Raw genomic sequence first — 24,270 nt, 5'->3', positions numbered from 1 at the left:
AAATATTATGATGGAGCCAGTAATCTCTATTAGCAAACTCGACCACTATTTTGGTATGGGACAACTTCGTAAGCAAGTGTTGTTTGATATCAATCTAGAAATAAATGCAGGTGAAATTATCATCATGACTGGGCCATCTGGTTCGGGAAAAACTACATTATTGACTCTGTGCGGTGGATTGCGATCGGCACAATCTGGTAGCCTTAAAGTGTTGGGTACAGAAATGTGTGGTGCTTCGGCTAAACAACTAACACTCGAACGTCGCCATCATGGTTATATCTTTCAGGCGCATAATTTACATGAGAGTTTAACTGCTCTCCAAAATGTCAAGATGGGCTTAGAGTTGCATCCTGAATATTCAATCCAGGAAATGAACGATCGCGCGATCGCAATGTTAAAATTAGTAGGATTGGGCGATCGCGTAAATTATTATCCAGACAACTTATCTGGCGGACAAAAACAACGTGTAGCGATCGCGCGGGCACTTGTCAGCCAACCGAAGATCTTGCTAGCTGACGAACCGACGGCGGCATTGGACAAACAATCTGGACGCGATGTGGTGGATCTGATGCAGAAATTAGCCAAAGAACAAGGTTGCACGATCCTGCTCGTAACTCATGACAATCGGATTCTGGATATTGCCGATGCGATCGTCTATATGGAAGATGGTAAATTAGCCACAGCACCAGATTTAGTCACAGCACGTTAAATCTGGATGATGGTAGTAAAAATTAGCTAAGATTGAAGTGTTAGATGCGAGTTAGTTAACCATGATGATGAAACGCCGCTCATTTTTCAGATATTTTAGTATTGGTTGGCTGACTAGCTGTTTCCCAATAATTTTATCAATCTGCACTCCAACTAAATCGTTGGCGGAGCCTCTCCAAAGGAGAATCGCTCAAACCATTCCTAATAAAGATCCTGCTAAACCAGCCACCACTAAAATAGATGCAGGTTTTAAAGTGATTGGGACTGTTGCCGAGCTAGAAAAAAATGGATATCTCCAAACCAAGGAAGTTGCAGTTTTAAGAAACCCCAGTAATCCTCAAAAATTAATTGCTGTCAACCCGAAATGTACCCATCAAGGTTGTGATGTAAAATGGGTAACTGGGGAGAAACGATACACATGCCCCTGTCATAGCTCCAACTTTGAAGCCAATGGTGACGTTATCAACGGCCCCGCGACCAAGCCCTTAGCCGCCTATCCTGCTAAAATTGTTGGTACCCAAGTCCTAGTCAAAATCGTCGCCCCACCCTCAGTAGATCCCAATCAGAAGACTCCATCTGGACGTGGACGTAGGAATTAGGCTTTAGGAAATAAATATCCATCTCACCAGTCTCCCCATCCCCCCTCATGAGTGAAAATGCGATTCGTCCGGCAATGATTACCGGAATTATTCCCGATTCGATCGCGGCAGAAATTGGATTTACTCCTGGTGATCGATTGGTAAAGATTAACGGTCAAAAACCACGCGATCTGATCGATTATCAGTTTTTATGTTCGGATGAGGTACTAGATTTAGAAGTATTAGATGCCAAGGGTAAAGCTCATCAAGTCGAGATCGAGAAGGATTACGACGAAGACTTGGGACTAGAGTTTGAGTCGGCTTTATTCGATGGATTGATTCAGTGCAATAATAAGTGTCCCTTTTGTTTTATCGATCAACAACCACCAGGTAAACGTGAATCTTTATATTTTAAAGATGATGACTATCGGTTGAGTTTCTTGTATGGAAGCTATCTGACGCTCACCAATCTTACTACCAAAGAGTGGGATCGGATCGCCCAGATGCGGCTCTCGCCCCTGTATGTATCCGTCCATGCCACCGAACCAGAGATTCGATCGCAACTGCTCAAGAACGCTCGGGCAGGTGAAATCATGAACCAATTGGCTTGGTTCCAGTCTCATCGCTTGGAAATCCACGCTCAGGTAGTATTGTGCCCAGGGATTAATGACGGAGCGCATCTAGAGCAAACAATCCGCGATCTGGCTAGCTTCCATCATGGCGATACCCCCGCAGTGGCTTCCGTCGCCGTCGTGCCCGTCGGGTTGACGCGGTTTCGTCCCAACCTCACCGAACTTAGTCCCGTCACGCCAGCAGTAGCCAGAGTTGTTGTCGCCCAAGTCGAAGCCTTACAACAAGAATTACGGCAACAATTCGGCTCCACATTCGTCTGGTTAGCGGATGAATGGTATTTGATTGCTGGGATCGAACTCCCACCCAGCGATTATTACGAAGATTATCCCCAGTTGGGAAATGGTGTCGGTTCGATCCGTCGCTTCCTAGATGAATTTGCCGAAGAGATTGCCGACTGGGAAGTGAGCGAAGTAACTCCGCCTCATACCTGCACTTGGGTGGTTGGCAATGCCGTCGAGAATGCCTTCCAACCCATCGTTAACCAGTTAAATCAGGTACCAGGTCTACAGGTCAACTTGGTGGCGATCGCCAGCCAATATTGGGGGCAACAGATGACAGTCACCGGACTAGTCACCGGACAAGATTTACTTGCCGAGCTACCAGGACGAGATTTGGGCGATCGCGTTTTAATTCCCAGCGTAATGCTCAAACATGATGAAGCCAAATTTCTCGATGATGTGACGATCGAAGAGCTATCCCAAAAACTTCAAATCCCGCTAGTTCCAGTCGATGGTATTGCCGATTTTCTCGAAAAATTAGGGGAAAATAGATTGGGGGCTAATGGTGATGACTAGTAGCTGATGCCGGGAACAACTTCGATCTCAGGATGCGATTACCGACCGTACGATCCGCGAACGCCATCTCTTTCATACATAGTTTTATATCCCAATTAACCATGCTGACTCCGATCGCCTTAATTCATCAGCTCATCGATCGCATCGTTGAGGTCAACTCACAACCCAGCATCAGTTACACTCTAGCCGATCGTCACCGTCACGCCCGCAGATTTCGAGCGATTTGGGCGACGATTGTGCTCAGTTGCAGTGGGTTGGGGTCGATCTCCACCGCCCGGGCAACCTCCTTGGATTTTGCCAGGATCGATCGAGATCGACAGCCAGCCACGACTCACCAATCTCGCCCAACACTCATCGCTCAGAATAATAGCACCACTCCAGTATCAGGATCTAACGGCGATCTCCAACTGCCCAACGACCTCAATCTACCCAAAACAGGCGCAGAAGTTCAAATTACTACGACCAGATCTCTGACCCTGCCAGAAGCTCTAGAAATTGCTTTTCGCAACAACCGTCAAGTTCAAGCCGCGCGCCTAACTGTCGCTCGCAGTCAAGTCGGCATCGCTGGAGCACAAGCCGCTCAATCAGTCCAAGTGGGGGTGACAAGTACCATCCAAAATCAAGGATCGCCCCTGATTATCGGCGATCGATCTCCATTGGTAAATGGTAATAGTAGCGATGTGCAAGGTACACTTCAAGCCACCTATAACATTCTAAGTGCTGGACGAAATGAAAGTAGTGTCCGTGCGGCCCAAGAACAAGTGAGATTCGACAGGCTAGATCTGGTGCGAGTCGAGCAACTAATTCGTGGCAATGTCATCACCGCCTACTTCGACCTCCAAGCGGCGGATTCCGCCATCATCATCAACCAAGCTTCCGTAATCGATGCGACGCGCAGCTTGAGCGATGCTCAGCTCCAAGAGCGAGCTGGTGTAGGTACCAAATTTGATATCCTCCGCGCTCAAGTGCAACTAGCCACCGCCAATCAAGATCTCACCAATTCTCAAGCACAACAGCAAAACGCCCGCAAAAATCTCGCCCAACTGCTTGTCGTAGACAATAATACTCAATTCACTGCTGCCGATCCCGTGCGGGAGTTGGGGACATGGAGCTATTCCCTCGACGATAGTATCGTCTTGGCATTTGCCAATCGTCCTGAAACCGCTCAACAACTCTCCCTGCGCCGCATCAGCCAACAACAACAAATTATTGCCTCGGCTGCTGACTCCGCGCAGGTCAATCTATTTGCTAGATACGGTCTGGGCAAGAGCTTGAGCACTAATAGTTCGGCTCAAGATAACTACAGCTTGGGCGCGCAATTGAGCTGGAACTTCTTGGATGGTGGCGCAGCCGGAGCCAATTCCAACCGCGAGATCGTCAGCCAACAGATCTTTGAAAATCAATTCACAACTACCCGCAATCAAATTCGGTTTCAAGTCGAGCAAGCCTTCTCCAACCTCGGCTCCAACCGCAAAAACATCGCGACATCCACCCAGGCTCTCACCCAGGCCGAAGAAAGTCTCAAACTAGCACGGTTGCGCTTCCAAGCTGGCGTCGGCACCCAAACTGATGTGATCAACGCCCAAACCGCTCTGGCAACAGCGCGGGGCAATCGCATCACGGCGATCCTCAACTACAACCGTGCGTTAGCGACGCTGCGGGTGGCGACAGTGACAGAACAGTAGGAAGGCTTTGGGTTTTGGGGTCAGAGTGCGAATCGCTACCTTTGCCCCCTTGGCAAAACTGTCAAAAATCTTAATAATCCTTAATAGGACGTCAAAATTAATTTAGGGAGTATCGAGATGACTGCAATCAAATTTATCAAAGAGAACAAGGAGATCGTCGTCGCACAGGGGTCAAATCTGCGCGAGAAGGCGGTTCAAAACCAAATCGATATCTACACCTTCAAAGGTAAACTGATGAACTGTGGCGGTTATGGTCAGTGCGGCATGTGTGGGGTGGAGATCGTCGAGGGGATGGAAAATCTCTCTCCCAGAACTGATTTTGAGAACCGTAAATTGGCAAAAAAACCGGATAACTACCGTCTCTCCTGTCAAACCATCGTTAATGGTGCGGTTTGCGTCAATACTAAGCCTTAATGGCTGGGCGGCGGCGATCGATGGCTGAATCTGTGGCGATCGGCGAGTGTCTGTGGAAATGATATTCTAGTAAGGGTACCGATCGACATTCTTGATAAGAATTACTGTTATGCAAACTAACGATTTAGGCTTTGTTGCCAGTTTACTATTTGTCCTAGTCCCTTCGATTTTCCTAATTATTCTCTATATCCAAACCAACTCCAACAATACTGGTACTGACTCCTAAGCTGTTGCCGCTAAATTGGCTCACATCAAAAAGACTGCTCGGAGTTTAACTCCAGCAGTCTTTTGAGTAACAACTTCGCTGTCAACTGTCAACTGTTTAAGCAGTTACCAACTGTGGACGTTTGCTATTGCGAATGCCTTTGATGGCTTCAGCGTAGTCAGGAGCTTTGAATACCGCTGAACCAGCGACGATCGCATTGGCACCAGCTTCGATGACTTGCCAGCTATTATTGGCCTTGAGTCCGCCATCGACTTCGATCCAGGGATCGAGTCCGCGCTCGTCACACATTTGGCGTAACTTAGCGACTTTGGCAACCGCACTGGGAATAAAGCTTTGACCGCCAAATCCAGGGTTGACGCTCATGATCAACACCAAGTCGCATAATTCCAGCACATACTCGATGAGTTCCAGTGGCGTACCAGGATTGAGCACGACGCCTGCTTTTTTGCCGAGTTCCTTGATTTGTCCGAGCGTGCGATGGACGTGCGCGGAAGCGTTGTACTCGACATGGATAGAGATGATATCGGCACCCGCTTTGGCAAAGTCAGCCACATATTTTTCGGGTTCCACGATCATCAAGTGGACATCCAAGGGCTTGGTGGTATGGGGGCGAATGGCTTCCACAATCATCGGGCCGATCGTAATATTTGGTACGAACCGTCCATCCATGACATCAACGTGAATCCAGTCGGCACCAGCAGCATCCACAGCCCGAATTTCATCACCCAAGCGGCTAAAGTCCGCAGACAGGATGGACGGGGAGATTGCCAGGGATTTTTCGCTCATAGTTACTATAGTTCTCCTGATGAGTAAATTTCGGTAAAAATTTTTACAATTTCTTCAATTTTAACAGGGGTTAGGGGTCGATCGGACAAGTTGCTAATGATGAGTGTAAATCTCTCGATCGCTAGATAACAACAGCTCCAGTATCCGCAACACTAGAGATAAGTATTTTCAGAGTTATTTATCTCAAATTAGGTCATGGTACAAATTTGGCTACAGATTGGCACGATCGCGATGATATTTGGTAGCCTCGTGTTTGGGTTCGGCGCAAGTCGTGCCTCCAATCAGCGATGGCAGATCCTCTATACCCTCAACTTTTTTATCTGTCTGATCGCGGCTGGACTGTATCTAGCGATGTCCCTGGGTTTGGGATTTCAGGTGATTTACGAGCGACCGACATTTTGGGTGCGATACATCACCTGGTTTTGCTCGACACCACTGCTGATCCTCGATCTCGCTTTTTTGGGTCGTACAAATTTACCAATTACAGGCAGCTTGATTGGGGCAAATGCCTACATGATTGCGACTGGTTTTGTCGGGGCAATTACGCCCAAACCGATGAACCAAATTTGGTATTTGGTAAGCTGTGGTGCCTTTATCGCAACGCTCTATCTATTGCTACAGCCTTACCGCCGTCAAGCCGAACGACACTACCCACACGCCAAGCAGGTATTTCGGAAACTACTCACCGCCCATGTCATCTTATGGACTTTGTACCCTGTAGTCTGGATACTAGCAGCGACTGGCTTTGGTGTCTTCAGTCAAGGGTACGAAACGATGGGCTATACGCTGCTAGATGTCGCCTCCAAAGTGGGATTTGGATTCCTGTCGCTCAGCTCACTCCGACAGCTAGAAGCCCAAAAAGTTCAGGAGACTACCTAATTATCTACATTCGATTTATCGGTTGACATCGCGAGGATATCGATTTCAATCAGACTTTAACCGAACATCTTTCACCCAGTTAATCACTGTGTTGTGTGAGACTCCGGTACTGCGTTCGATCTCGCGAAAGCTGACTCCCTGTTGATGGAGATCGAGACACCTCTGCTTAATCTCTAGAGGATACCCTCTATCTGCGTAGCGATCGACAAATTGCCGACCACATCCTCTACATACATACCGCTGCTTACCTTGTTGTTTGCCATTCTTGGCTACTCGATCGCTCTGACAATCTGGACATATCATCTTATCACTGTGCAAAACGAGAAGATGGTCGCCAATGTGCGGATTGAGATAGCCATAGAGAACATCTTTGATTTCGGCATAGATATCCTGCCGATATTTTTTATCACTTTTGAGCGCATTCAGCACCAACCCCTCCACGATATTGTGAGCAACTTCTGAGAGTAATTCACTTTTGGCTACGCTCAAGTTGGGGTTGCGTTGTCGATACATATTAGCATGTCGCTTGAATGAGATCGACTGGAGATTGGGAAGATCCACCATCATGCTATCTAGACCCCCAATCGGCTGTAAGTAATCCTGCAAAGCGATACAACGTGGAATCGGCTGCTCGAAATAAATCGCATTGGCATCGATATATTTACTAATGCCTTGGGCGAGTGGGAAGTCAATATCCTGAGCAAAAAAATTCGCTTCGATGGTTTCTGCCAGCCGCAGATGCTCGGCAAATAAAGCGTTAAAAATTGCTAATTTATCTGGGAAAAACTGGTAAATAGAACCGACGGCAGTATTGGCTCGATCGGCTATTTGTTGGATCGTAGCTGCTGCAAATCCCGCCGCCGCGAAAACTTCCGCAGCAGCAATCAAAATCTTCTCTACTCGCTGTTTCCCGCGTTGTTGCTGGGGTTGACGGCGGAGAATTTTATTGCTTGACAAAGATGAGGACTTGCTCATAAACTAATTATGTCACAATTTGGAATAAATTGTTGTTATGACTGATAAACTCAAGTCCGCTGACATGATGCCTGGTAGCTTTGGATTGCCACTAATCGGGCAGACAATTGGCATCCTCGCTCAACAAGAGCTATTTTATTGGCAACAGTACCAACAGTACGGCAAAATATTCAAAATATCGCTACCAGAGGCGATCGGTTTTGGTAAATGTGCTTGTCTGATTGGGCCAGAGGCGAATCAATTGGTGTTAAAAGATGGAGCCGATAAGTTATCATCGCGATTGGGTAATCGATCGCTAGAACCGATCCTTAGTAAAGACATGGTATTGCTGCAAGATGGAGCAGAGCATCGCGCCAGTCGCAAGCTGATTTTGCCGATATTTCACCATCAGGCGATCGCGTCTTACTTTGACACGATGCAGGCAGTTGTGACTGAAACAGTGGCAGATTGGGGCAAGCAGGGCACGATTAACCTGGAAAAAGAAATGCGAAAACTGACACTCTCGATCGCTGTCAGGACTTTTTTAGGTAGTGCCAAGACCGAAGAGATCGATCGAGTATCGCAGTGGTATGTGACTCTAGTCAATAGCCTCAACGGGATGGTGAAGTGGGATACTCCACTCACTTTTTATGGAAGAGGGCAAGCAGCACGTCGTCAAATTGCTGAGTATATTCGGCAGATTATTAAAGACAGAATCGATCTCGGCGATTTAGAGCGTTCCAAAGATGTCATCGGCTTTTTGATGAGTATCGTCGATGAAGATGGTAATAAGTTTACCGAAACCCAAATTATCAATCAAGCGATCGGCTTCCTATTTGCCGCCCATGAAACCACATCGAGCCTGATGAGTTGGTTGATGTTTGAACTGGGTAATCGTCCCGAATGGCGGCAAAAATTACGCGAAGAACAGCAACAAGTAGCAGGTAACGAACTATTAAAACTCCAACATCTCCGTCAACTTCCCCAACTCAGTAATGTCCTCAAAGAAGGCGAACGCCTCTATCCGCCAGTTCATGCACTGAGTCGAGCTGTAGTAGAAAATATTGAGTATGCTGGCTACAATATTCCGGCTGGTTGGTATATTGTGATTTTTCCCAGCATGACTCATCGAATGCCAGAAATTTACAAAGAACCAGATTCATTCGATCCCGATAGATTTGCGCCCGCGCGCGAGGAGGACAAGAAATATCCTTATTCCTTGATTGGATTTGGTGGTGGTGCCCATAGCTGTATTGGCGTGGAATTTGCCAATATGGAGATGAAGATAATTCTCTCGACGTTGCTGCAAAATTACGATTGGACGGTGACACCCACCATCGCCGAAATTTCGCCAGTACGCAAACCTTTTAGTATGCAGAAAAAGTTAATAGCAACGTTTGTAAAAATCCCCTCCCAGGAGGGGTGCCCGTAGGGCGGGGTGGGTAGATCTTCGCATCTCACCTACTATCTTCCCGATCGTTTCGATCGATAGTAGTCAGCCAGATCGATCGGAATTAGTACTAGCGGAGATGGTGAACCCACCCCGCCCTGTCGGGCACCCCTCCTGGGAGGGGATTTTTAGGAGAATGGGCTTAGTGTTGGAATATTTTTAATCGATCGACACAATAGTAAGATCTTCGTTAACATAGAAGTCATACTCAACCTGGGTAGATGCCCACTTAGCCAAAATTCGTGGCGATGAATAATAAACTCAAATCTGCCGAGCTGATCCCAGGTAGCTATGGATTGCCGATTATTGGCGAACTCATTGATTTTCTTGTCAAGCGGGAAGAATTTTATTGGCAAAAGCATCAAGACAATGGCAATATTTTCAAAACATCATCATTAATATTTGGTAAAACGGTTTGTCTAGTGGGGCCAGAGGCGAATCGACTGGTGTTAAAAGATGCCGCCGACAAGCTATCATCGCGATTGGGCAATAAATTATTAGCAACGATTTCGCCAGATAGTGTGTTGCTAAAAGATGGCGAAGCGCATCGCACGAATCGGCGGCTGATTTTGCCTGTATTTCTGCCACAGGCGATCGCGAGTTACTTTGATACCATTCAGTCGGTTGTCGCTGCTGCGATGGCTGATTGGGGCGTTCGCGAGACGATCGATCTGAGTGCGGAGTTACACAAGCTGACGCTAACTGTCGTGGTGAAGATTTTCTTAGGTAGCGAAAGTACGGCAGAGATCGAGCAGGTAAGCGGGTGGTTCAATACTTTAGTCGATAGTGTCTCTGGTGTCGTTCGTTGGGATAGTCCGCTGACTAGTTACGGACGCGGGCAAGCCGCCCGTCGTAAAATTGCTGATTATATTCGTCAAGTTATCGCTCAAAGATCCGCACTCGGCGACTTAGATCGATCGACAGATGTACTTAGTTTACTGGTAAATACGATTGATGAAGATGGCAATAAATTTACCGAAACACAAGTAATCGACCAAGCGATCGCATTTCTATTTGCTGGGCATGATACCACATCTACCCTGATGAGTTGGTTGTTATTTGAACTAGGCAATTGTCCCCAATGGCGACAAAGATTGCGCGACGAACAGCAGCAAGTAATAGGTAAAGAGCCGATCTCGATGACTCATCTGCGTCAACTTCCCCAGATGACTAATGTTATCAAAGAAGGCGAACGCCTCTACCCACCAGCTTTTCTGATCGCTCGGGTGGCATTGGCAGATATCGAATATGCTGGCTATCTGATTCCTGCTGGTTGGTTTGTCTTTATCTCTCCGATGCTGACTCATCGGTTGCCAGAGATTTATCAAGATCCAGATTCATTCGATCCTGACAGGTTTGCGCCCTCGCGCGAGGAAGACAAAAAACAACCTTATTCCTTAATTGGCTTCGGCGGTGGCGCACATACCTGTATCGGCGTGGAACTTGCCCAGATGGAGATGAAAATTATCCTCTCGACTTTGCTCCAAAAATACGATTGGACGGTGACTCCCACGACTGCTAAAATTGCACCTGTGCGCCGCCCGTTTACGATGCAAAAGCAGCTAAGAGCAACATTTGTGCCGATCGATTAGATCTTTTGCTGGCAATCAAGGTATGTGAGGACAAGGCTCAAAACCGATCTAACGTGAGTGTCTCGTTCCGAGAGGCTACGCCAACAGGATAAGCATATTTGCTCCGCTCTAGCCCCGTCCACGATTGAAATCGGGGCTAGTGTCACAAAGTCCGCCTACGCGGACTGAAGATACAGTCCGCGTAGCGGCTTGCGCTCCTCGGCTTTGCCGAGGGTTTAGCAAGACAAGACAGGCGGACTTTGCATCATGAGCAGAGACTTCAGTCTCTAGGCTCTTGTTATCCCGTTGGCGTAGCCTCTCCGACAGGAGATACTGACGTTATTTACTTTTTGCCTCCAAATTTTCCAATCGACCTTTCAATTCTTGATTGGTTTTCTTAACCTCTTCCAACTCCTCGCGCAACTGTTTCACCGCTCCATCCGTACCGATTTTTTTCTGCACTTTTTGGACACCTTCATCAGCCATCCGTTTGACGCGTCCGTCGGGGCTTTGACTTGCTAAACCTTGCAAAACTCCGATCGCTTTGACGGTCTCCATCTGGCTCAAGGCGTTGACTACGGATACTTGAGTGAGGAAAAATGACTCGCGGGAGAGTTCGGACAGCTTCTCGACGATCGCAGTCAGATTTGCCTCGGATTGACCGTTAGAAATGGCTCCAAGAGCACGAATTGAGGTTAACCGGAGTGGTTGAGGTACGCCTGGTTTGACGTATTCTAGGATGGTTTTTAAGGCCGTCTCCGCATCGGTCATTTTGCTCAAACCGCCGATCGCACCTGCTCGGACGATTTCATTCCAGCCAGCGCGGGTATTGAGGACATCTGTGAGGAGCGCGATCGCTTCTTCCTGCTTGTCTTTGAGGCTGGCGGTAGTCATCCCACCGAGGGCGCGACAAGCGGCAGCTTCGACGTAGTAGCTAGCATCGCCAGCTTCAACGATTTGGTTGATGGCGGCGTAGGTTTCAGGCGTTTTGATCTTACCCAATTCATCGACGATCGCCCGCCGCACGAAGGCATCTTCATCCCCAATGGCTGCAACTAGATTGGTGACAGCCAGATCGAGTTTGATTGTTGCTAACTGTTGTGCGGCTTCGAGTCGCACCGCCCAGAATTTTTCAGTTGTTAGGCATTCAGTTAGAGCGGCTACTGCTTCGAGGTTGCCTTTTTTGGCGATCGCTTCCGTGGCATAGATCCGCGAAATCGGGTCGGGATCTGACTTGAGCTGTGCTTTGAGTTCGGGCAGGGGATATTCGAGGGTAACGGTTTTTAAATAGTTATTACCGACATCAAAGCTGATGAAATCGGGTTTAGTTTCGAGGGGGAAATACAGAACTTGTTCTTTTTCATAAACGCGGATTTTGGTAATTTTGACATCGGCGACACCATCTTTCACATAACCAAAACCGATCGGGATTTTGAGATCGAATAAATCGTTGTCGAGGGTATGAATCCCATCCTTAGCTTGGGTTTGAGTAACTGTTAGTTTGGCTAAGTTACTATCACCGTCCCAACTATAGGCAACTTTATAATCTGGATGTCCGCCGCGATACACATATTGATCGAACAGGAATGCTAAATTTCGTCCGGTTGCTTTATCGATCGCGCGCAGCACATCGATCGTTTCGACAGTTTTGTGAGCATTATCATTGACAAAGGTATGCACGAAGCGATCGAATAATTCATCGCCCAATTCTGCCCGAATCATGTGATAGACACACGCACCTTTTTCATAAATGTGACGATCGTATAACTCGATCGCTTCCCGATAGATATTGGTGACGATCGGACGACGATAACGACCGCTATCTTCACTCAGATAACTACGCGCTTCACCGAGTAAATAATAGGCAGCTTCATCTTTGTCATACTCATATTCCGTCCACAATACCTCACAGTATGAAGCCATCCCTTCCTTGATCCAAGCGTGCGACCAGTGCTTGATGACGACCAGATCGCCGAACCATTGGTGCGCCAATTCATGAGCGACTAAACTCTCGGTATTAAAGTTGTCCAAAGATGCCCGTTTGTCAAGCAAACAGCGATCCATCAACAGTGTTGCCGAAGTATTTTCCATCCCGCCAAAGATGAAATCAGCGACACAGACTTGGGCATATTTAGGGAAAGGATAAGGATAACCAAACTTCTCACTAAAGAACTCAATCATCTGGGGCGTTTTCCCCATACTCAATTTCGCAGACTCTTCCAGCCCTTGCTCGACATAATAAGTAACGGGCTTACCATTCCAACTATCGGCAATTTCGCTAAACCTGCCCACCGCCAATGTCATCAAATATGTGGGATGAATTTCCTTCTGCATCCATTGATAAACGCGATCTTCACCGAACATAGTTTGTTCGACTAATTCACCATTGGAAATAGCTACAAAATCTTTAGGTACTTGCACCCGAATTGCCGAAGTTGCCAGTTGCCCAGGATAGTCAAAACAGGGAAACCAAAACCGCGAATCCTCATCTTCACCCTGCGTCCATACCTGTGTCGGCTTGTCGGGATAATGTTCGTCAGGATGGATAAAATATAAACCGCGCTGCGGGTTATTTACGCCATAATAAATGACCAAATCTAAGATTTTGCCAGCAATCACATCAACCTTCACCGGAATATGTAACAATTCCCCATCATAATTAAACTCGCAATCGGTACCGTCAATTTCGACGCGATCGATCTTCAGATCCACCGCATCCAAAGTGAGGGACTCGATCGCATTTCGCACCGGATTGAGCCGAATCGCACAGGTACCCGTGAAACTAGAATTGGGAATATCGAGCACCAAATCTAGTGCAATATGCTCGACCTGTCCGGGTCGATCGGGATTATAATGAGGGCGCGAACCAGGTAGTTGAAAGGATTTGTGTCCGTTGCTCTCATCGAAATGGCTGTAAGGCATAATTAGAATCTATAGATACTATTTTTGTACATCTAAGCTTAGTTGTTAGTCCCTAGAGAGCCTACGATTGAAATCGTGGCTAATGCTGCAAAGTCCGCGTAGGCGGACTAGTGGTTTTAGTCCGCCTACGCGGACTTTGCACCTCGAGGAGCGATGCGCGATACGTAGGCTTTGCCGAGGGTTTAGCGCATCAAGACAGCGGTTTCTAACCGCTTAGGGTCATGACTAACAACTCGAATTATCTAAGGCTTACCTTAAATTATGACGCTCAAAGACTTAGAATCCCAGCTACTAGCCTTGACACGTAGCGAAAAAGAGCGCGTCATCCAGTTATTGACGCACAGTTTGGTGAGTACCCAGCCAGAAATTGCCAAACCGCCAGAAATTAGTGACGGTGCAGCCTACATCGCCAATACCCAGATTGCCATCTGGGAGCTAGTCAACGCCCAGGATCTCGGCTGTACCGATCGCGATATCCTGCAGATGTATCCCCAACTCACAGAGAGCGATCTAGCCACCGCCTGGGATTATGCAGATGCCCATTCTGAAGAGATCGCCCAAGCCCTGCGGGACATTGATGAGTAGTTTCTGGTTTTTAAAAATGAATTAATTTCAATTGGGTGACGATGGGCAAAAGAGAAAAAATAATCGAGAGACTTACAAATAGTCCTCAGAATGCAACTTTTTCCGATCTTCGCAATTTACTAGAATATGAAGGGTTTTATCTAGATAGAGTTACAGGCAGTCACCATATCTTCAAATATGCGGAAACAACCTTTGTCATTCCTGTCCATAACAATCGAGTCAAAGCAATATATGTCCGAAAAGTTTTGGAATTAATTGAAGCAGCAGATACACAACTAAATGAGGAAGAAGACTAATGCAGTATCCAATTGTAATTTATCCTTGTGAAGAAGGTGGCTATGTTGCCGAAATACCAGCATTGAAAGGCTGCTTGGCGCAAGGAGAAACTATAGATGAAGTTTTAGGCGAATTAAAAATCGTGACCGATTTATGGCTGGAGACAGCCGAGAAATACGGACAGAAATTACCCGATGTAGCAGGAGCGATCGAAAAAATGAAAGCTTTGAGTGTTTAGCGATCGCGATCTCCTTCAGATGTATCCCCATCTCACAGAGAGCGATTTAGCCACCGCCTGGAATTATGCAGATGCTCATCCTGAAGAGATTGCCCAAGCCCTGCGGGATATCGATGAGTAGTTTCTACTTTTTAAAAATGCAGTATCCAATTGAATAAAGAGAAACAACCTGGAGGTTGGGTTGAGCTATGCTCAACCCAACCTCCAGGTTGTTTCTTATCTATAAAAAGTAAGTGCAGAGGCACTAGTAATTGAAGCAGCTATCCATCGTCAGAGACTACTTCAACGAGCTAGCTGATTGAGATAGCAATTGTCCTAGTTGCTTCACCTTAGCAGCAGCACTTGGATCTGCACTTTCGGCGGCTTCAGTGGTACCTTGACCAATGTCAGCGAGAATTTCAGCGAGCGACATCCCGTTACTGGTAGTGCCAGAGGTCAGTGCGGCTTTGAGGTCGCCCAATTTTTCAGCGATGGGGTTGCCCTGAAGCTGTTGTTGCCAACTGTCGATGACAGTGACCGCTTGGTCGGCAGGAATAGCCGTCAGACCCTGTTGTAGAGCCGCAATGGTAGAGTCGATATCAGCCTGAGCCATAAAACCTTCCTATGATTGATTTGGTTTGAGTAATCCTGTAATTTGTTGCAAATAGTCACCTCACACATTTTTATTGTTCCGAATATATTGCTCAAAATCCTCTCTCGATGGACTTATACTCATCGGTAGAGTAGCAACCTGAGGGTTATCATGAGAGCGATGTAGTGTAGCCAGCGATCGCGACTCAAACCCTCGCCAAGTCACAACTTCAATTCACAAGTAGTTTTGTAGGGTGGGAACTGCTCACAAGCTACAAATGATATAGAGCAAGGATTTTTATCCTAACAGCTAATCGATTTTGAAATCGGTTATTCAAGAGTTCTCAACCACTGACGAAACTGTTTCACCAAATTATTTTCGCCAATTGATGCTGACAAACTTAGGAATCGTAAAACATCTGCCGTTTTCAATCGTGGTAAAGCAATACTGCTATCTCGGACAATATACTCACATCCTACCAGTCCATAGATAGTCAAAACTTGCCCATCATACCGCCAAATCTCTCGAACTTTGAGGTCGGCATAAATCGAGAATCGATCCAGAGAACTACTGGTAATATCAATCTCCACTGCTAAATCTGGTGGCGGTAGTTTTGCCAGATCGATTTGCTCGACACCTCGCACCATTGCCTCATTTTGGATGTAATAACATTGGTCGGGTTCTAGTCCTTTGGCGAGATCTTCACGGCTACATGTGAGCGAACCCAAGCTGCGAATTTCCAGATCGAGTTCTTCTGTTGCCGTCTCAATCAGGCGACCGAGAATTTTTTTATAAGTTTCATGTGGAGCGAGTGGCATACGAATTTCGAGGGTACCAAGATCGTAAGTCAGTCGCATCGCAGGCTCTCGCTCAAGGTCAATAATGAGCGACTGATACGTTTGCCAACTAATATGTTTGAGAACTACACGATCTGGACTTTGGATTAGTGTTGCGGTCATAACTGCTCCCAAGGGAAAGGGTCGCTGTAGATATTTTACTCAGAAATTTACGGCGAACGATAACGACTCAAATCCTTGCACCGCACAAACTTTAATCCGCAAGTTAAACTACCAAATTTTACTCATCCTCAGTACAAAACCTGGCATCACATCACCACAATCGATCTGCGTTGGAGACTCTAATATCTCTGGCTCTTGTCCCGAGCGATAAATTTCCACTTTTCTATGCTGGGGGTCGATTAACAACCCCAGGTGTACCCCCTGCCTTTGATACTCTTTCATCTTGCTCTGGGTTGCTGTCAAGCTATCGGTGGCAGAACGTAGCTCTATGACAAAATCTGGTGCTACTGGGATAAATCCAACGATATCTATTCCCTCCAGCCTCGACTTCTCAATCCAAGAGACATCAGGAGATCGCTTTCCACCGCCGAATGCTGTGAAATCATAGCCTGTTGATGAGTCGAATGCTTCACCTAATTCGGTGCTTTCATTCCAAACAAAAAGCTGACCTGACAACTTAAAGTTTTTCTTCCCACTTTCGCCGCCTGTTGGAGCCATAACGATCAATTCTCGATTTGGGGTCAGTTCGAGGCGGAGGTCGGGATTGTCTGTACACAGCCTGTCGAATTGCGCTGGTGTGACCGTCAGAGTGGTATTACTGACATCCAGTAGCAATGGCTGAGTATTGACAGGCGGAGTGGGAGCGGTAGAGATCGTCATCAAACCTCCAAGCGTCTATGAGAGCGATGTTGTGTCGCTTTTATTCTATCACTGGCGAGATTCTGCTTGACTCGCGATCGCCCGCTCCCTCCAGATCGATTGTAGTTTGGCGCGCAGCATCTGCGCTCTCGATCCGAGTCTCGCATGGTGGCTCAACTCAGCTCGGTTGTGCTAACAGGTATGGTATCGCGCGCCCTGGTAGAAGTTTATATCATGAGTAGTTCGATACGTAAGTAATTGTGGGAACACTATGTCCAGAGAGATTTGGCTGAATTTTGGCTGATGATGCTCGATCGACAGATACCAACAAGACAATCTCGACCAAGATTGAGATTTGCAGATCTACCAATAAATCTATAATATGACTCAACTAAACACTGCTGCTGGGGATGGTGGATTAGACTTAATTGTCAGTAGTACAGGCTCCTTTAGCGGAGCTAACTACGATCCAGTCGGTGCCCAAGAAGCGAACGATACAACTTTTCGATCTGATGTCGCCTTTCGGATTGGTACGACTGGAGTACGCAAATTTATTAGTGGATTAGCAACAAATATCACTTCACCTACGACCATAGACACCACCAGTACTGCTACTAGCTTTTTAGTATCTGGCTTGCAGTTTGACCTAGTTCAATCCGTTAGCGATTTGACCAAGAGTGGGAAAAGAACGGGGAGCGGTCTGACTCAGACTTATCAAATTACCAATCCTACTAATACGTCAATCAGTTTTGAATTAGTTCGTTACTTTGATGGCGATCTCCAGTTTGATGGGAGTATCGCCGATCGCGGTGGTAGGATCGTCCGCAATGGTCGGGATATCTTATTTGAAACTGACAGTGGCGACAATCCCGCAGCACCGACTACCTTTGTTGGTATTACAGCAAATGGAGGTACCACACTCACTTCCAACCGATTTGAAATCGGTCAGTATTCTTCGTTACAAAGCAGAATCTTGGCGGGAGATCCGCTCTCAGGAACGATCCAAGGTGATACCAATGGCGACTCATTTATTGATAGTGCGCCTTATGATGTCACACCAGCATTTAGAAATACCTTCGTATTAGCAGCAGGGGCAACCACAACTTATGTTACTGAGACGCTGTTTGGTTCTGGTGTGCCATCTCAAGTTGTTTTACCAGAAACAATTACAGTAGCAGCTACTGATGCGAATGCTTTTGAACAGAATGGGGATACAGCAACTTTTACGCTGACGCGTGTCAATGCTAATACCAGTAAGGCTATTACTGTTAGTTACACACTCTCTGGCAAAGCTACAAGTGGTGTTGACTATACCAATCTCACTGGTACCGTGACGTTTTTAGCGGGTCAAGAAACTGCCACCGTCACAGTCCAACCTACCGCTGACAATACCGCAGAAGGGATCGAATCGGTAGTGCTGACGATCGATAATGGTGCTGGCTACAACCTGAGCGATCGCAGCAGACAAGCTCGAATCACCATCGCTGATAATAGTTCGATTGTCGAGCTACCTACCACAGTCAGCATTGATAATGTTGGTTTTACAGAAGGTAATATCGGCACAAAAGACGCGATTTTCAATGTCACGTTGAATAAACCGAGCGAAGTAGAAATTACGGTTGAGGTCGCCACCGCAGATGGTACAGCTACCGCTGGCAGCGACTATACAGCTCTCGACAAAACAACTGTCTACTTCGCTCCGGGCGAGACTACCAAACAGATTGCAGTATCCATCAGTGGCGATCGCGACATCGAACCTGACGAAACTTTTACCGTTATTCTTTCCGATCCGACTAATGTCACTCTCGGTACCGAACAAACAGCAATTGGCACCATTGTCAACGATGATATCCCCCTCACTCTGACTGTGAGCGACGCAACTGCTGGGGAAACTAAAACTGGTGAAACTGCCAACCCTGGACAATTTGTAATTACCCGTAGTGGCGACCTGACCAAATCGCTGACTGTCAAATATACACTTTCCGGTACGGGTACCAATGGTGCTGACTATCAAACATTGACTGGTACGAGCCTGTTTGCCATCGGTGCAGACACAGCATTTATTGATGTCCAACCGATCGATGACAAGATCTATGAAGGTACCGAAAATGTCAAACTGTCCCTATCAACTGCGGATTATTTGATTACTGGGGCAAATAGTGGGACGATCGCGATCGCCGATAATGACTCGGATACTCCCAAACTGCTCGAACCAGTTAAAAATCTGTTGACAATTGAAGGCGGTACAGCCAAGACGCTGCTCAAATTCACCAAAATTGCCTCGCCAAGTAGCGAACTCAGCGAAATCGCTGCTTTTGTCGTCGATGACGATCTGGGGAGCATTAATGGCATCAAGCCTGGTGAAAGTGGCTATCTAGCAGCCGCCATCGGGCGCGCGAGTACGATCTTTTCTAGTATGGGTGATAGTGCTTTCGATCGCCAACAGGATAGTAATTCCCAACGTTATCTCAACTTTGCCCCTGGCGAAAAAATCGAATTTTTGGCTGTTAGTAACGATACACTCGATCGCGTCAAAACCGCTCTCGCGGCTGGCAAACCCACAGCGAATATCTTATTTTCGCTACCATCTGCCAATCCCAGTAATGCTCCGCAAGTAAAATTTACCAGCAACACCAATGGTACCTACGATCTTGCCTTCAAAGATATCACTTTAAAAGTAGAAGCATTGGATAATATCAATGTTCAAGGCGGTACTAGTTTGCAAAGCAAGCTGGAAGGACAAGTTATCGATTTGCGCGGCTACGGTGGTGGCGCGATCGTCGATATGAAGACGATCGGAGAAGCCGCTTACAATAACTTTATTGCATTCTATGCAGTCGAAGACGATCGCGGTACCCTCGCCAATGGACTCAAACCTGGCGATGTCGGCTATGCTCAAGCCGCAATTGAGAGTGCTGTCCTCGGTACCAGATTCAAGAGTCAAGTTGACACCAATATGCTCGTAGGTGGCGGCAAAATCATGGCTCCGGTAGTAGTTGCCAATGGTACTTTTGATAACTTCCTCCAGCAGAACCCCAACAATAATGCCAACAATAGCATTCATGCTTACTTCAACTATATTGGTGCCAATCCTGACAAAGTAGATCACTTCCGATTGCTCGGTGACAACAAGTTTGGAGTTGAAGATCTCTATGGTGGTGGCGATCGCGATTATAACGATTTAGTCTTTCAAATGACTATCAAAAATTAACTTCAACTGGGCAGCGACTCGCGCTGTGGAGGTTTCCTCCAGATTGAGCGAGTCAAGACAGTGCCCACCCTACTGGCAATACGGTTCGGTTAAGTCCATTTTCTTAGATATTGTCAGTCCGCGAAGGCGGACTTTGCATCACTAGCGGCGGTTTCAACCGCTACCTAACTAGCTAACCGAACCGTATTGACCCTACTGGGACTGCTTCTTGAAGAAGTCGGGGATCTTTTCCTACCCTCTACCCTCTGTCTTGATGCGCTAAACCCTCGGGGAACCCGAGGAGCGCGCATCGCTACCCTCTACCTCATACAATAGAGATCGACAGTCCATCTCGTTCGTCGTTCATCCTGGGTATCATTGCTATGTCTGAGATCGCCACTTCAACCACTGTTTCAGACATTAACACAGTCGATCGCATCCTCGATCGCGTCTTGCAAGGCGATGATATTTCCGCCACAGACGCACTGCTGCTACTGACTCAAACTGCTCCAGAGGCGATCGAGCGGATTCACAGTACCGCCGATAAGTTACGCCAACAGCAAGTCGGTGATACTGTCACCTACGTCATCAACCGCAATATCAATTTTACCAACATCTGCGAACAGCACTGTAGTTTCTGCGCCTTCCGCCGCGACGCAGGTACCGAAGGTGCATTTTGGCTCAGTACCGAACAGATCCTCGCCAAAGCCGCCGATGCCGTTGCCCTTTCAGCCACCGAAATCTGTATGCAGGGCGGATTGCATCCAGGGGCAAAAATTGAGGGTCGATCGCTAACTTTTTATGTAGAATTAGTCACCGCGATTAAAACCACCTTTCCCCAACTCCATCTTCACGCCTTCTCCCCGCAAGAAGTCGAATTCATCGCCCGTCAAGATGGTTTGAGCTATGCCGATGTCATCATTGCACTGCAACAAGCTGGCGTGGGTTCGATGCCAGGTACAGCAGCGGAAGTCCTCGATGACAATATCCGCCGCGTCATTTGTCCTGAAAAAATCGATAGTGCCACCTGGATCGAAATCATCACCACCGCTCACAGCCTGGGAATGCCGACGACGAGTACCATCTTAGCCGGACACATCGAGACACCCACCCAGCAAATCGCCCATTTAGCCCAACTCAGACAGATCCAACAACACGCCCTCAACTCTCAATCGCCCGCCCGCATTACCGAATTTATTATCCTTCCCTTCGTCGGTGAAGCTGCACCAGCACCACTCCGCAGTCGCGTCGGTCGCGATCAACCCATTCTCGCCGACAATCTGTTGCTCACTGCCGTCGCCCGAATTTTCTTGGGCAACTACATCCCCAATCATCAACCCAGTTGGGTCAAATTGGGTCTAGAAGGCGCGAAAACTGCTCTAACATGGGGATGTAACGATTTGGGCGGTACGCTGATGGAGGAGCATATTACCACTATGGCGGGAGCCAAGGGGGGCACATCGCTGACGGTTGCGGATTTACAAGGTGCGATTCAGGAGATCGATCGCGATTATGCTCAACGCAGTACTTTATACGATCTAATTTAGATCGCCACACGCGATCGAGTTGATAGTTGCTTGGGGACTGAGATCGGTTTAGCCGATCACAACGGATCGACACGAAACCGTTGCAACTTCCACGTCAAACCAGAAATAAAATTGGTAGTAATATGCGCGACGATCGGAATAAATAGATTCCCAGTTTCGACCGTTGTAAATGCCAATAATATCCCTACAACCGTCGCCCACACTGCATAAGGCCATTGTTGGGCATTGGTCATATGTAGCACCCCAAAACACAGCGAAGACAGCACGATCCCGATCGGATCGAGTCCCAGTGCTGGCAACATCACACCTCGGAACAATAACTCCTCACTCAATCCAGGTAGTACTCCCAGCCAAAACATATCCGGTATAGCCAACGGCTTGAGTACCATTGCTAGATAAAAATCTGCACTCTCCCGATAGATCGCCCAAGCAGCATAGACGATCGCACTCAAACCAGTCAATCCCAATCCCAAGGCAATCCCCATCCCAAAATCCGCCACCGTCATCGAAACTGGGCGCAACTGAAAATCTCCAAAATATAGCCACGTTTTGGCTATCCCCACCAAAATAATGGCAGTCAACGCCATCGCTATCAAAATCTGCATTCGCGATAAGGGTTCGGTGTCTGGGTGCGAGTTACTCATCTAGGCTTTAGGCTTTAGGTTTTAGGCTTTAGGCTGTAGGGGTAGAGGGAGGGCAGAGAGTATTAGTTGCGTTTAATTAGGTGTATTAACATGTCAACTGTCAACTATCTAACACTCTTGGAGTCGATCGATCTGGGGGTAGAAACTATCGAGACTCATGCCAGCGCGATCGACCGTTATGACACCGATCGCTTCTAAGTACGATCTTACCGCAATCGCTTCGATCCTGACCTGCTTTGGCGTTACTGCCATCCGCGTCTGGTTTTCTAAGACTGTAATAATTTTAGCGCGTGACGATCTCGCCAAACTAATCAATCCACTCCCGCCACAGGCAGATTCAGGGACAATTACGGCATCCACTTCATCACTCCAGATCCCTTGCTGCGGTTGCATTGCGGTGATGTATTGGGGCGCACGACTCAAGCCCACTAAAACACAGGGTAGGAATGTATATCCCAGCTCCTCCGCCGCCGAGCGGGGAGAAATCTCGGGATCGAGATCCAGTGGTGACAGAGCTGGCGCATGAGCGCAAGGTACCTTGAAGGTACGCACGACAAGATGACTGATGACGGCTTCGGCTCCTGCCAACGGATCGACACCGATACCATGTCGATAGTCATGGAGGATCGTCGCGCCCGGATCGTCAGGAAATCTGGCAATAACGGCGATCGCTTCGGCTCCAGCCACCGCGATCGATTTGTCTACCGCCCGCAACAGACTATCCGGCTGCTGGATCGTCCCCCAGGAGGCTCCAGACGACGCCGTACGCAGCTCTACTCCCAGTGGCAGATCGGTGACCACATAATCAGTTAGCTCTAGTCCTAGGGTCGCTCTAGCTGCATCTGCGGCTTGCAAATGTCGGACGCGCAAGTCATCGGGAATCGATCGATCGAATACTATGCCCACCCGATTGCGGCGCACTGGTTGCAGTCCCCAGGTACCTGCGGCAAATTTATCCAAGGCGTAACCCTCGACATAGAGCGCGTTTGGCATACTCCAATACAACTGCGCTCCATTCATCACATTGGGGTGAGTAATCAAGCGATCGCAACTTGCCGCCACGGCTCTAGCGATGGGCAAAGCATCCCCAGCATAGCCACCCATCGCGGCTCCGATACCTGTGGGGACGATGAGAACTACTGTATAAGGGTTGGGCATAAATAACAGGCGATGTTGGTACCGCTCGATCGCGGCTGTGTCCATCATCAGGCAAATTCCCGATCGATTCAAGCTACTAGTAGCTTGCGATGCTGAGATCGAGCGTCACCAACCTAGTCGTATTCGTGTGCCAAGATTCCAGGCATCAACACCGTATCGATCTTGTGGATGACACCATTGTCAGCCAGGATATCCATCTGCGTCACCAGCGCATCGTTAATGCGAGTCTCGCCACCCGATCGTTTGATGGCAATTACCGAGCCTTCTACCGTGGGAGCTTCATCGATTTCAGCGAAATCATCAGATCGGACATTTCCCAATATGGCATGATAGAGTACGATCCGTTTGAGCTTGGGAATATTGGCAAACAAGGCGTCGCGCTCTGCTGGTGGCAACTTCGCAAAGGCATCATCAGTCGGTGCCACAACTGTAAACGAACCCTCACTATTTAAAGTATCTTCAAGTTCAGTTGCCTTAATTGCTGCTAGTAACACGGTAAAGTCACCAGACTGTGAAGCTGTTTGTAATAAATTTGCCATGCTTACTTTCTGCTCGAAGTTTAGACGATTGTTGACGCACTCACTGAAGTTGCGATCGAACTCTCTTGCACCTTACCAAATATACAGCGGTAACCAAATCGTCCAAAGGGGTGAGATCGCCCCAGCTACTCCCTTCCCGCCAGAAGACTATAGGATAAGGTTGTAGATATGTTGAATCGTATTTGAAATTTGAATTGGAGTCTGCAATTGCTGAGTTTCAAAAAAGGTGAGAAGTCGCATTTCAACCTGCTCGATACTTGTGCC

The 24,270-nt window shown here is 47.6% G+C and carries 22 protein-coding genes and 2 pseudogenes; 14 read left to right on the top strand and 10 right to left on the bottom strand.

All coding sequences use genetic code 11. From position 1 onward, the window contains the following. Positions 1 to 10 precede the first annotated feature (10 nt). The 6 genes from ACEW9I_RS16015 to psbM all read left to right on the top strand — a co-directional run bounded on the left by ACEW9I_RS16015 (position 11) and on the right by psbM (position 5,038). Entirely contained in the window at positions 11 to 709 is a 699-nt protein-coding gene (locus ACEW9I_RS16015) for a DevA family ABC transporter ATP-binding protein (RefSeq protein WP_373541358.1), read from the top strand. Between the two features lie 160 nt (positions 710 to 869). Further along, positions 870 to 1,307 carry a ubiquinol-cytochrome c reductase iron-sulfur subunit gene (locus ACEW9I_RS16010; protein WP_373541328.1) on the top strand — a complete coding sequence of 146 codons (438 nt, stop codon included), beginning with the start codon at positions 870 to 872 and terminating at the stop codon, positions 1,305 to 1,307. Between the two features lie 47 nt (positions 1,308 to 1,354). Beyond that, complete coding sequence (locus tag ACEW9I_RS16005; protein ID WP_373541327.1) at positions 1,355 to 2,713, top strand: TIGR03279 family radical SAM protein; 1,359 nt, start codon at positions 1,355 to 1,357, stop codon at positions 2,711 to 2,713. Positions 2,714 to 2,814: 101 nt separating this feature from the next. Continuing rightward, positions 2,815 to 4,398 (top strand): TolC family protein, encoded by a 1,584-nt coding sequence (locus tag ACEW9I_RS16000; RefSeq protein ID WP_373541326.1) that lies wholly within the window; start codon positions 2,815 to 2,817, stop codon positions 4,396 to 4,398. Positions 4,399 to 4,515: 117 nt separating this feature from the next. Beyond that, positions 4,516 to 4,812 (top strand): 2Fe-2S iron-sulfur cluster-binding protein, encoded by a 297-nt coding sequence (locus ACEW9I_RS15995; protein ID WP_373541325.1) that lies wholly within the window; start codon positions 4,516 to 4,518, stop codon positions 4,810 to 4,812. Between the two features lie 109 nt (positions 4,813 to 4,921). Continuing rightward, entirely contained in the window at positions 4,922 to 5,038 is a 117-nt protein-coding gene (psbM, locus tag ACEW9I_RS15990; protein ID WP_373541324.1) for a photosystem II reaction center protein PsbM, read from the top strand. Positions 5,039 to 5,134: 96 nt separating this feature from the next. Here psbM and rpe read toward each other — a convergent pair whose 3' ends face one another. Continuing rightward, complete coding sequence (gene rpe, locus ACEW9I_RS15985; protein ID WP_373541323.1) at positions 5,135 to 5,824, bottom strand: ribulose-phosphate 3-epimerase; 690 nt, start codon at positions 5,822 to 5,824, stop codon at positions 5,135 to 5,137. Between the two features lie 195 nt (positions 5,825 to 6,019). Between rpe and ACEW9I_RS15980 the strand changes: the two genes are divergently transcribed. Further along, a complete protein-coding gene (locus ACEW9I_RS15980) occupies positions 6,020 to 6,703 on the top strand; it encodes a bacteriorhodopsin (RefSeq protein WP_373541322.1) in 684 nt (227 codons plus the stop codon). Positions 6,704 to 6,906: 203 nt separating this feature from the next. Here the strand turns inward: ACEW9I_RS15980 and ACEW9I_RS15975 are convergent. Together ACEW9I_RS15975 and ACEW9I_RS15970 are read right to left on the bottom strand one after the other, a co-directional pair. After that, positions 6,907 to 7,006 (bottom strand): annotated as a pseudogene (locus ACEW9I_RS15975) (IS1 family transposase); the annotation flags it as partial. A 57-nt stretch (positions 7,007 to 7,063) separates the two neighbouring features. Then, positions 7,064 to 7,678, bottom strand: a pseudogene (locus ACEW9I_RS15970) (TetR family transcriptional regulator); the annotation flags it as partial. 37 nt (positions 7,679 to 7,715) lie between these two features. On the opposite strand from ACEW9I_RS15970, the gene ACEW9I_RS15965 reads away from it, so the two are divergent. Together ACEW9I_RS15965 and ACEW9I_RS15960 are read left to right on the top strand one after the other, a co-directional pair. After that, entirely contained in the window at positions 7,716 to 9,089 is a 1,374-nt protein-coding gene (locus tag ACEW9I_RS15965) for a cytochrome P450 (protein WP_373541321.1), read from the top strand. Positions 9,090 to 9,355: 266 nt separating this feature from the next. Beyond that, on the top strand, positions 9,356 to 10,699 hold the full coding sequence (locus ACEW9I_RS15960) for a cytochrome P450 (protein WP_373541320.1): 1,344 nt from the start codon (positions 9,356 to 9,358) through the stop codon (positions 10,697 to 10,699). Positions 10,700 to 11,017: 318 nt separating this feature from the next. On the opposite strand, the gene ACEW9I_RS15955 is transcribed toward ACEW9I_RS15960, so the two are convergent. Further along, complete coding sequence (locus ACEW9I_RS15955; protein WP_373541319.1) at positions 11,018 to 13,600, bottom strand: M1 family aminopeptidase; 2,583 nt, start codon at positions 13,598 to 13,600, stop codon at positions 11,018 to 11,020. A gap of 261 nt (positions 13,601 to 13,861) precedes the next feature. Here ACEW9I_RS15955 and ACEW9I_RS15950 point away from each other — a divergent pair, with 261 nt between their 5' ends. From ACEW9I_RS15950 to ACEW9I_RS15940, 3 genes are read left to right on the top strand one after another with little or no spacing between them, the layout of a single operon-like run. Beyond that, on the top strand, positions 13,862 to 14,185 hold the full coding sequence (locus tag ACEW9I_RS15950) for a DUF433 domain-containing protein (protein WP_373541318.1): 324 nt from the start codon (positions 13,862 to 13,864) through the stop codon (positions 14,183 to 14,185). Positions 14,186 to 14,226: 41 nt separating this feature from the next. Next, positions 14,227 to 14,481, top strand: a complete 255-nt coding sequence (locus tag ACEW9I_RS15945; protein ID WP_373541317.1) for a type II toxin-antitoxin system HicA family toxin — start codon at positions 14,227 to 14,229, stop codon at positions 14,479 to 14,481. After that, positions 14,481 to 14,699 (top strand): type II toxin-antitoxin system HicB family antitoxin, encoded by a 219-nt coding sequence (locus ACEW9I_RS15940; protein WP_373541316.1) that lies wholly within the window; start codon positions 14,481 to 14,483, stop codon positions 14,697 to 14,699. Before ACEW9I_RS15945 ends, ACEW9I_RS15940 begins: the two co-directional genes overlap by 1 nt. A 277-nt stretch (positions 14,700 to 14,976) precedes the next feature. Here the strand turns inward: ACEW9I_RS15940 and ACEW9I_RS15935 are convergent, their stop codons facing one another. The 3 genes from ACEW9I_RS15935 to ACEW9I_RS15925 form a co-directional block, all read right to left on the bottom strand. Further along, positions 14,977 to 15,291, bottom strand: coding sequence for a hypothetical protein (locus ACEW9I_RS15935; RefSeq protein ID WP_373541315.1), 315 nt, complete (start codon positions 15,289 to 15,291; stop codon positions 14,977 to 14,979). Positions 15,292 to 15,599: 308 nt separating this feature from the next. Continuing rightward, entirely contained in the window at positions 15,600 to 16,229 is a 630-nt protein-coding gene (locus ACEW9I_RS15930; protein ID WP_373541314.1) for a Uma2 family endonuclease, read from the bottom strand. Between the two features lie 108 nt (positions 16,230 to 16,337). Continuing rightward, entirely contained in the window at positions 16,338 to 16,949 is a 612-nt protein-coding gene (locus ACEW9I_RS15925) for a Uma2 family endonuclease (protein ID WP_373541313.1), read from the bottom strand. A gap of 361 nt (positions 16,950 to 17,310) precedes the next feature. Between ACEW9I_RS15925 and ACEW9I_RS15920 the strand changes: the two genes are divergently transcribed. Both ACEW9I_RS15920 and cofH read left to right on the top strand, forming a co-directional pair. After that, positions 17,311 to 20,139 carry a Calx-beta domain-containing protein gene (locus ACEW9I_RS15920; protein ID WP_373541312.1) on the top strand — a complete coding sequence of 943 codons (2,829 nt, stop codon included), beginning with the start codon at positions 17,311 to 17,313 and terminating at the stop codon, positions 20,137 to 20,139. 362 nt (positions 20,140 to 20,501) lie between these two features. Beyond that, positions 20,502 to 21,665: a 7,8-didemethyl-8-hydroxy-5-deazariboflavin synthase subunit CofH gene (cofH, locus tag ACEW9I_RS15915; RefSeq protein ID WP_373541311.1), complete on the top strand. Its 1,164-nt coding sequence runs from the start codon at positions 20,502 to 20,504 to the stop codon at positions 21,663 to 21,665. A 56-nt stretch (positions 21,666 to 21,721) separates the two neighbouring features. Here cofH and ACEW9I_RS15910 read toward each other — a convergent pair whose 3' ends face one another. From ACEW9I_RS15910 to ACEW9I_RS15900, 3 genes are all read right to left on the bottom strand, one after another. Next, positions 21,722 to 22,309, bottom strand: coding sequence for a CPBP family intramembrane glutamic endopeptidase (locus ACEW9I_RS15910; RefSeq protein WP_373541310.1), 588 nt, complete (start codon positions 22,307 to 22,309; stop codon positions 21,722 to 21,724). Positions 22,310 to 22,417: 108 nt separating this feature from the next. After that, positions 22,418 to 23,467, bottom strand: coding sequence for a DUF3326 domain-containing protein (locus tag ACEW9I_RS15905; RefSeq protein ID WP_373541357.1), 1,050 nt, complete (start codon positions 23,465 to 23,467; stop codon positions 22,418 to 22,420). 113 nt (positions 23,468 to 23,580) lie between these two features. Continuing rightward, entirely contained in the window at positions 23,581 to 24,006 is a 426-nt protein-coding gene (locus ACEW9I_RS15900) for a fasciclin domain-containing protein (protein WP_373541309.1), read from the bottom strand. Positions 24,007 to 24,270: the final 264 nt, after the last annotated feature.

This window comes from Chamaesiphon sp., from assembly GCF_041738855.1.
GTDB lineage: Bacteria > Cyanobacteriota > Cyanobacteriia > Cyanobacteriales > Chamaesiphonaceae > Chamaesiphon.
Note: the sequence above shows the minus strand (reverse complement) of the source record. Positions and strands in the feature narration are given on the sequence as shown.

Excerpts from the sequence above, each read along its gene's own strand:
- ACEW9I_RS15910 (WP_373541310.1), bottom strand. The coding sequence starts at position 22,309 with ATGAGTAACTCGCACCCAGACACCGAACCCTTATCGCGAATGCAGATT.
- ACEW9I_RS15960 (WP_373541320.1), top strand. The coding sequence starts at position 9,356 with ATGAATAATAAACTCAAATCTGCCGAGCTGATCCCAGGTAGCTATGGA.
- ACEW9I_RS15945 (WP_373541317.1), top strand. The coding sequence starts at position 14,227 with ATGGGCAAAAGAGAAAAAATAATCGAGAGACTTACAAATAGTCCTCAG.
- cofH (WP_373541311.1), top strand. The coding sequence starts at position 20,502 with ATGTCTGAGATCGCCACTTCAACCACTGTTTCAGACATTAACACAGTC.
- ACEW9I_RS15935 (WP_373541315.1), bottom strand. The coding sequence starts at position 15,291 with ATGGCTCAGGCTGATATCGACTCTACCATTGCGGCTCTACAACAGGGT.
- ACEW9I_RS16005 (WP_373541327.1), top strand. The coding sequence starts at position 1,355 with ATGAGTGAAAATGCGATTCGTCCGGCAATGATTACCGGAATTATTCCC.
- psbM (WP_373541324.1), top strand. The coding sequence starts at position 4,922 with ATGCAAACTAACGATTTAGGCTTTGTTGCCAGTTTACTATTTGTCCTA.
- rpe (WP_373541323.1), bottom strand. The coding sequence starts at position 5,824 with ATGAGCGAAAAATCCCTGGCAATCTCCCCGTCCATCCTGTCTGCGGAC.
- ACEW9I_RS15920 (WP_373541312.1), top strand. The coding sequence starts at position 17,311 with ATGACTCAACTAAACACTGCTGCTGGGGATGGTGGATTAGACTTAATT.
- ACEW9I_RS15940 (WP_373541316.1), top strand. The coding sequence starts at position 14,481 with ATGCAGTATCCAATTGTAATTTATCCTTGTGAAGAAGGTGGCTATGTT.
- ACEW9I_RS15900 (WP_373541309.1), bottom strand. The coding sequence starts at position 24,006 with ATGGCAAATTTATTACAAACAGCTTCACAGTCTGGTGACTTTACCGTG.
- ACEW9I_RS15950 (WP_373541318.1), top strand. The coding sequence starts at position 13,862 with ATGACGCTCAAAGACTTAGAATCCCAGCTACTAGCCTTGACACGTAGC.
- ACEW9I_RS15925 (WP_373541313.1), bottom strand. The coding sequence starts at position 16,949 with ATGACGATCTCTACCGCTCCCACTCCGCCTGTCAATACTCAGCCATTG.
- ACEW9I_RS16000 (WP_373541326.1), top strand. The coding sequence starts at position 2,815 with ATGCTGACTCCGATCGCCTTAATTCATCAGCTCATCGATCGCATCGTT.
- ACEW9I_RS15930 (WP_373541314.1), bottom strand. The coding sequence starts at position 16,229 with ATGACCGCAACACTAATCCAAAGTCCAGATCGTGTAGTTCTCAAACAT.
- ACEW9I_RS15955 (WP_373541319.1), bottom strand. The coding sequence starts at position 13,600 with ATGCCTTACAGCCATTTCGATGAGAGCAACGGACACAAATCCTTTCAA.
- ACEW9I_RS15995 (WP_373541325.1), top strand. The coding sequence starts at position 4,516 with ATGACTGCAATCAAATTTATCAAAGAGAACAAGGAGATCGTCGTCGCA.
- ACEW9I_RS16015 (WP_373541358.1), top strand. The coding sequence starts at position 11 with ATGGAGCCAGTAATCTCTATTAGCAAACTCGACCACTATTTTGGTATG.
- ACEW9I_RS15965 (WP_373541321.1), top strand. The coding sequence starts at position 7,716 with ATGACTGATAAACTCAAGTCCGCTGACATGATGCCTGGTAGCTTTGGA.
- ACEW9I_RS15905 (WP_373541357.1), bottom strand. The coding sequence starts at position 23,467 with ATGCCCAACCCTTATACAGTAGTTCTCATCGTCCCCACAGGTATCGGA.
- ACEW9I_RS15980 (WP_373541322.1), top strand. The coding sequence starts at position 6,020 with ATGGTACAAATTTGGCTACAGATTGGCACGATCGCGATGATATTTGGT.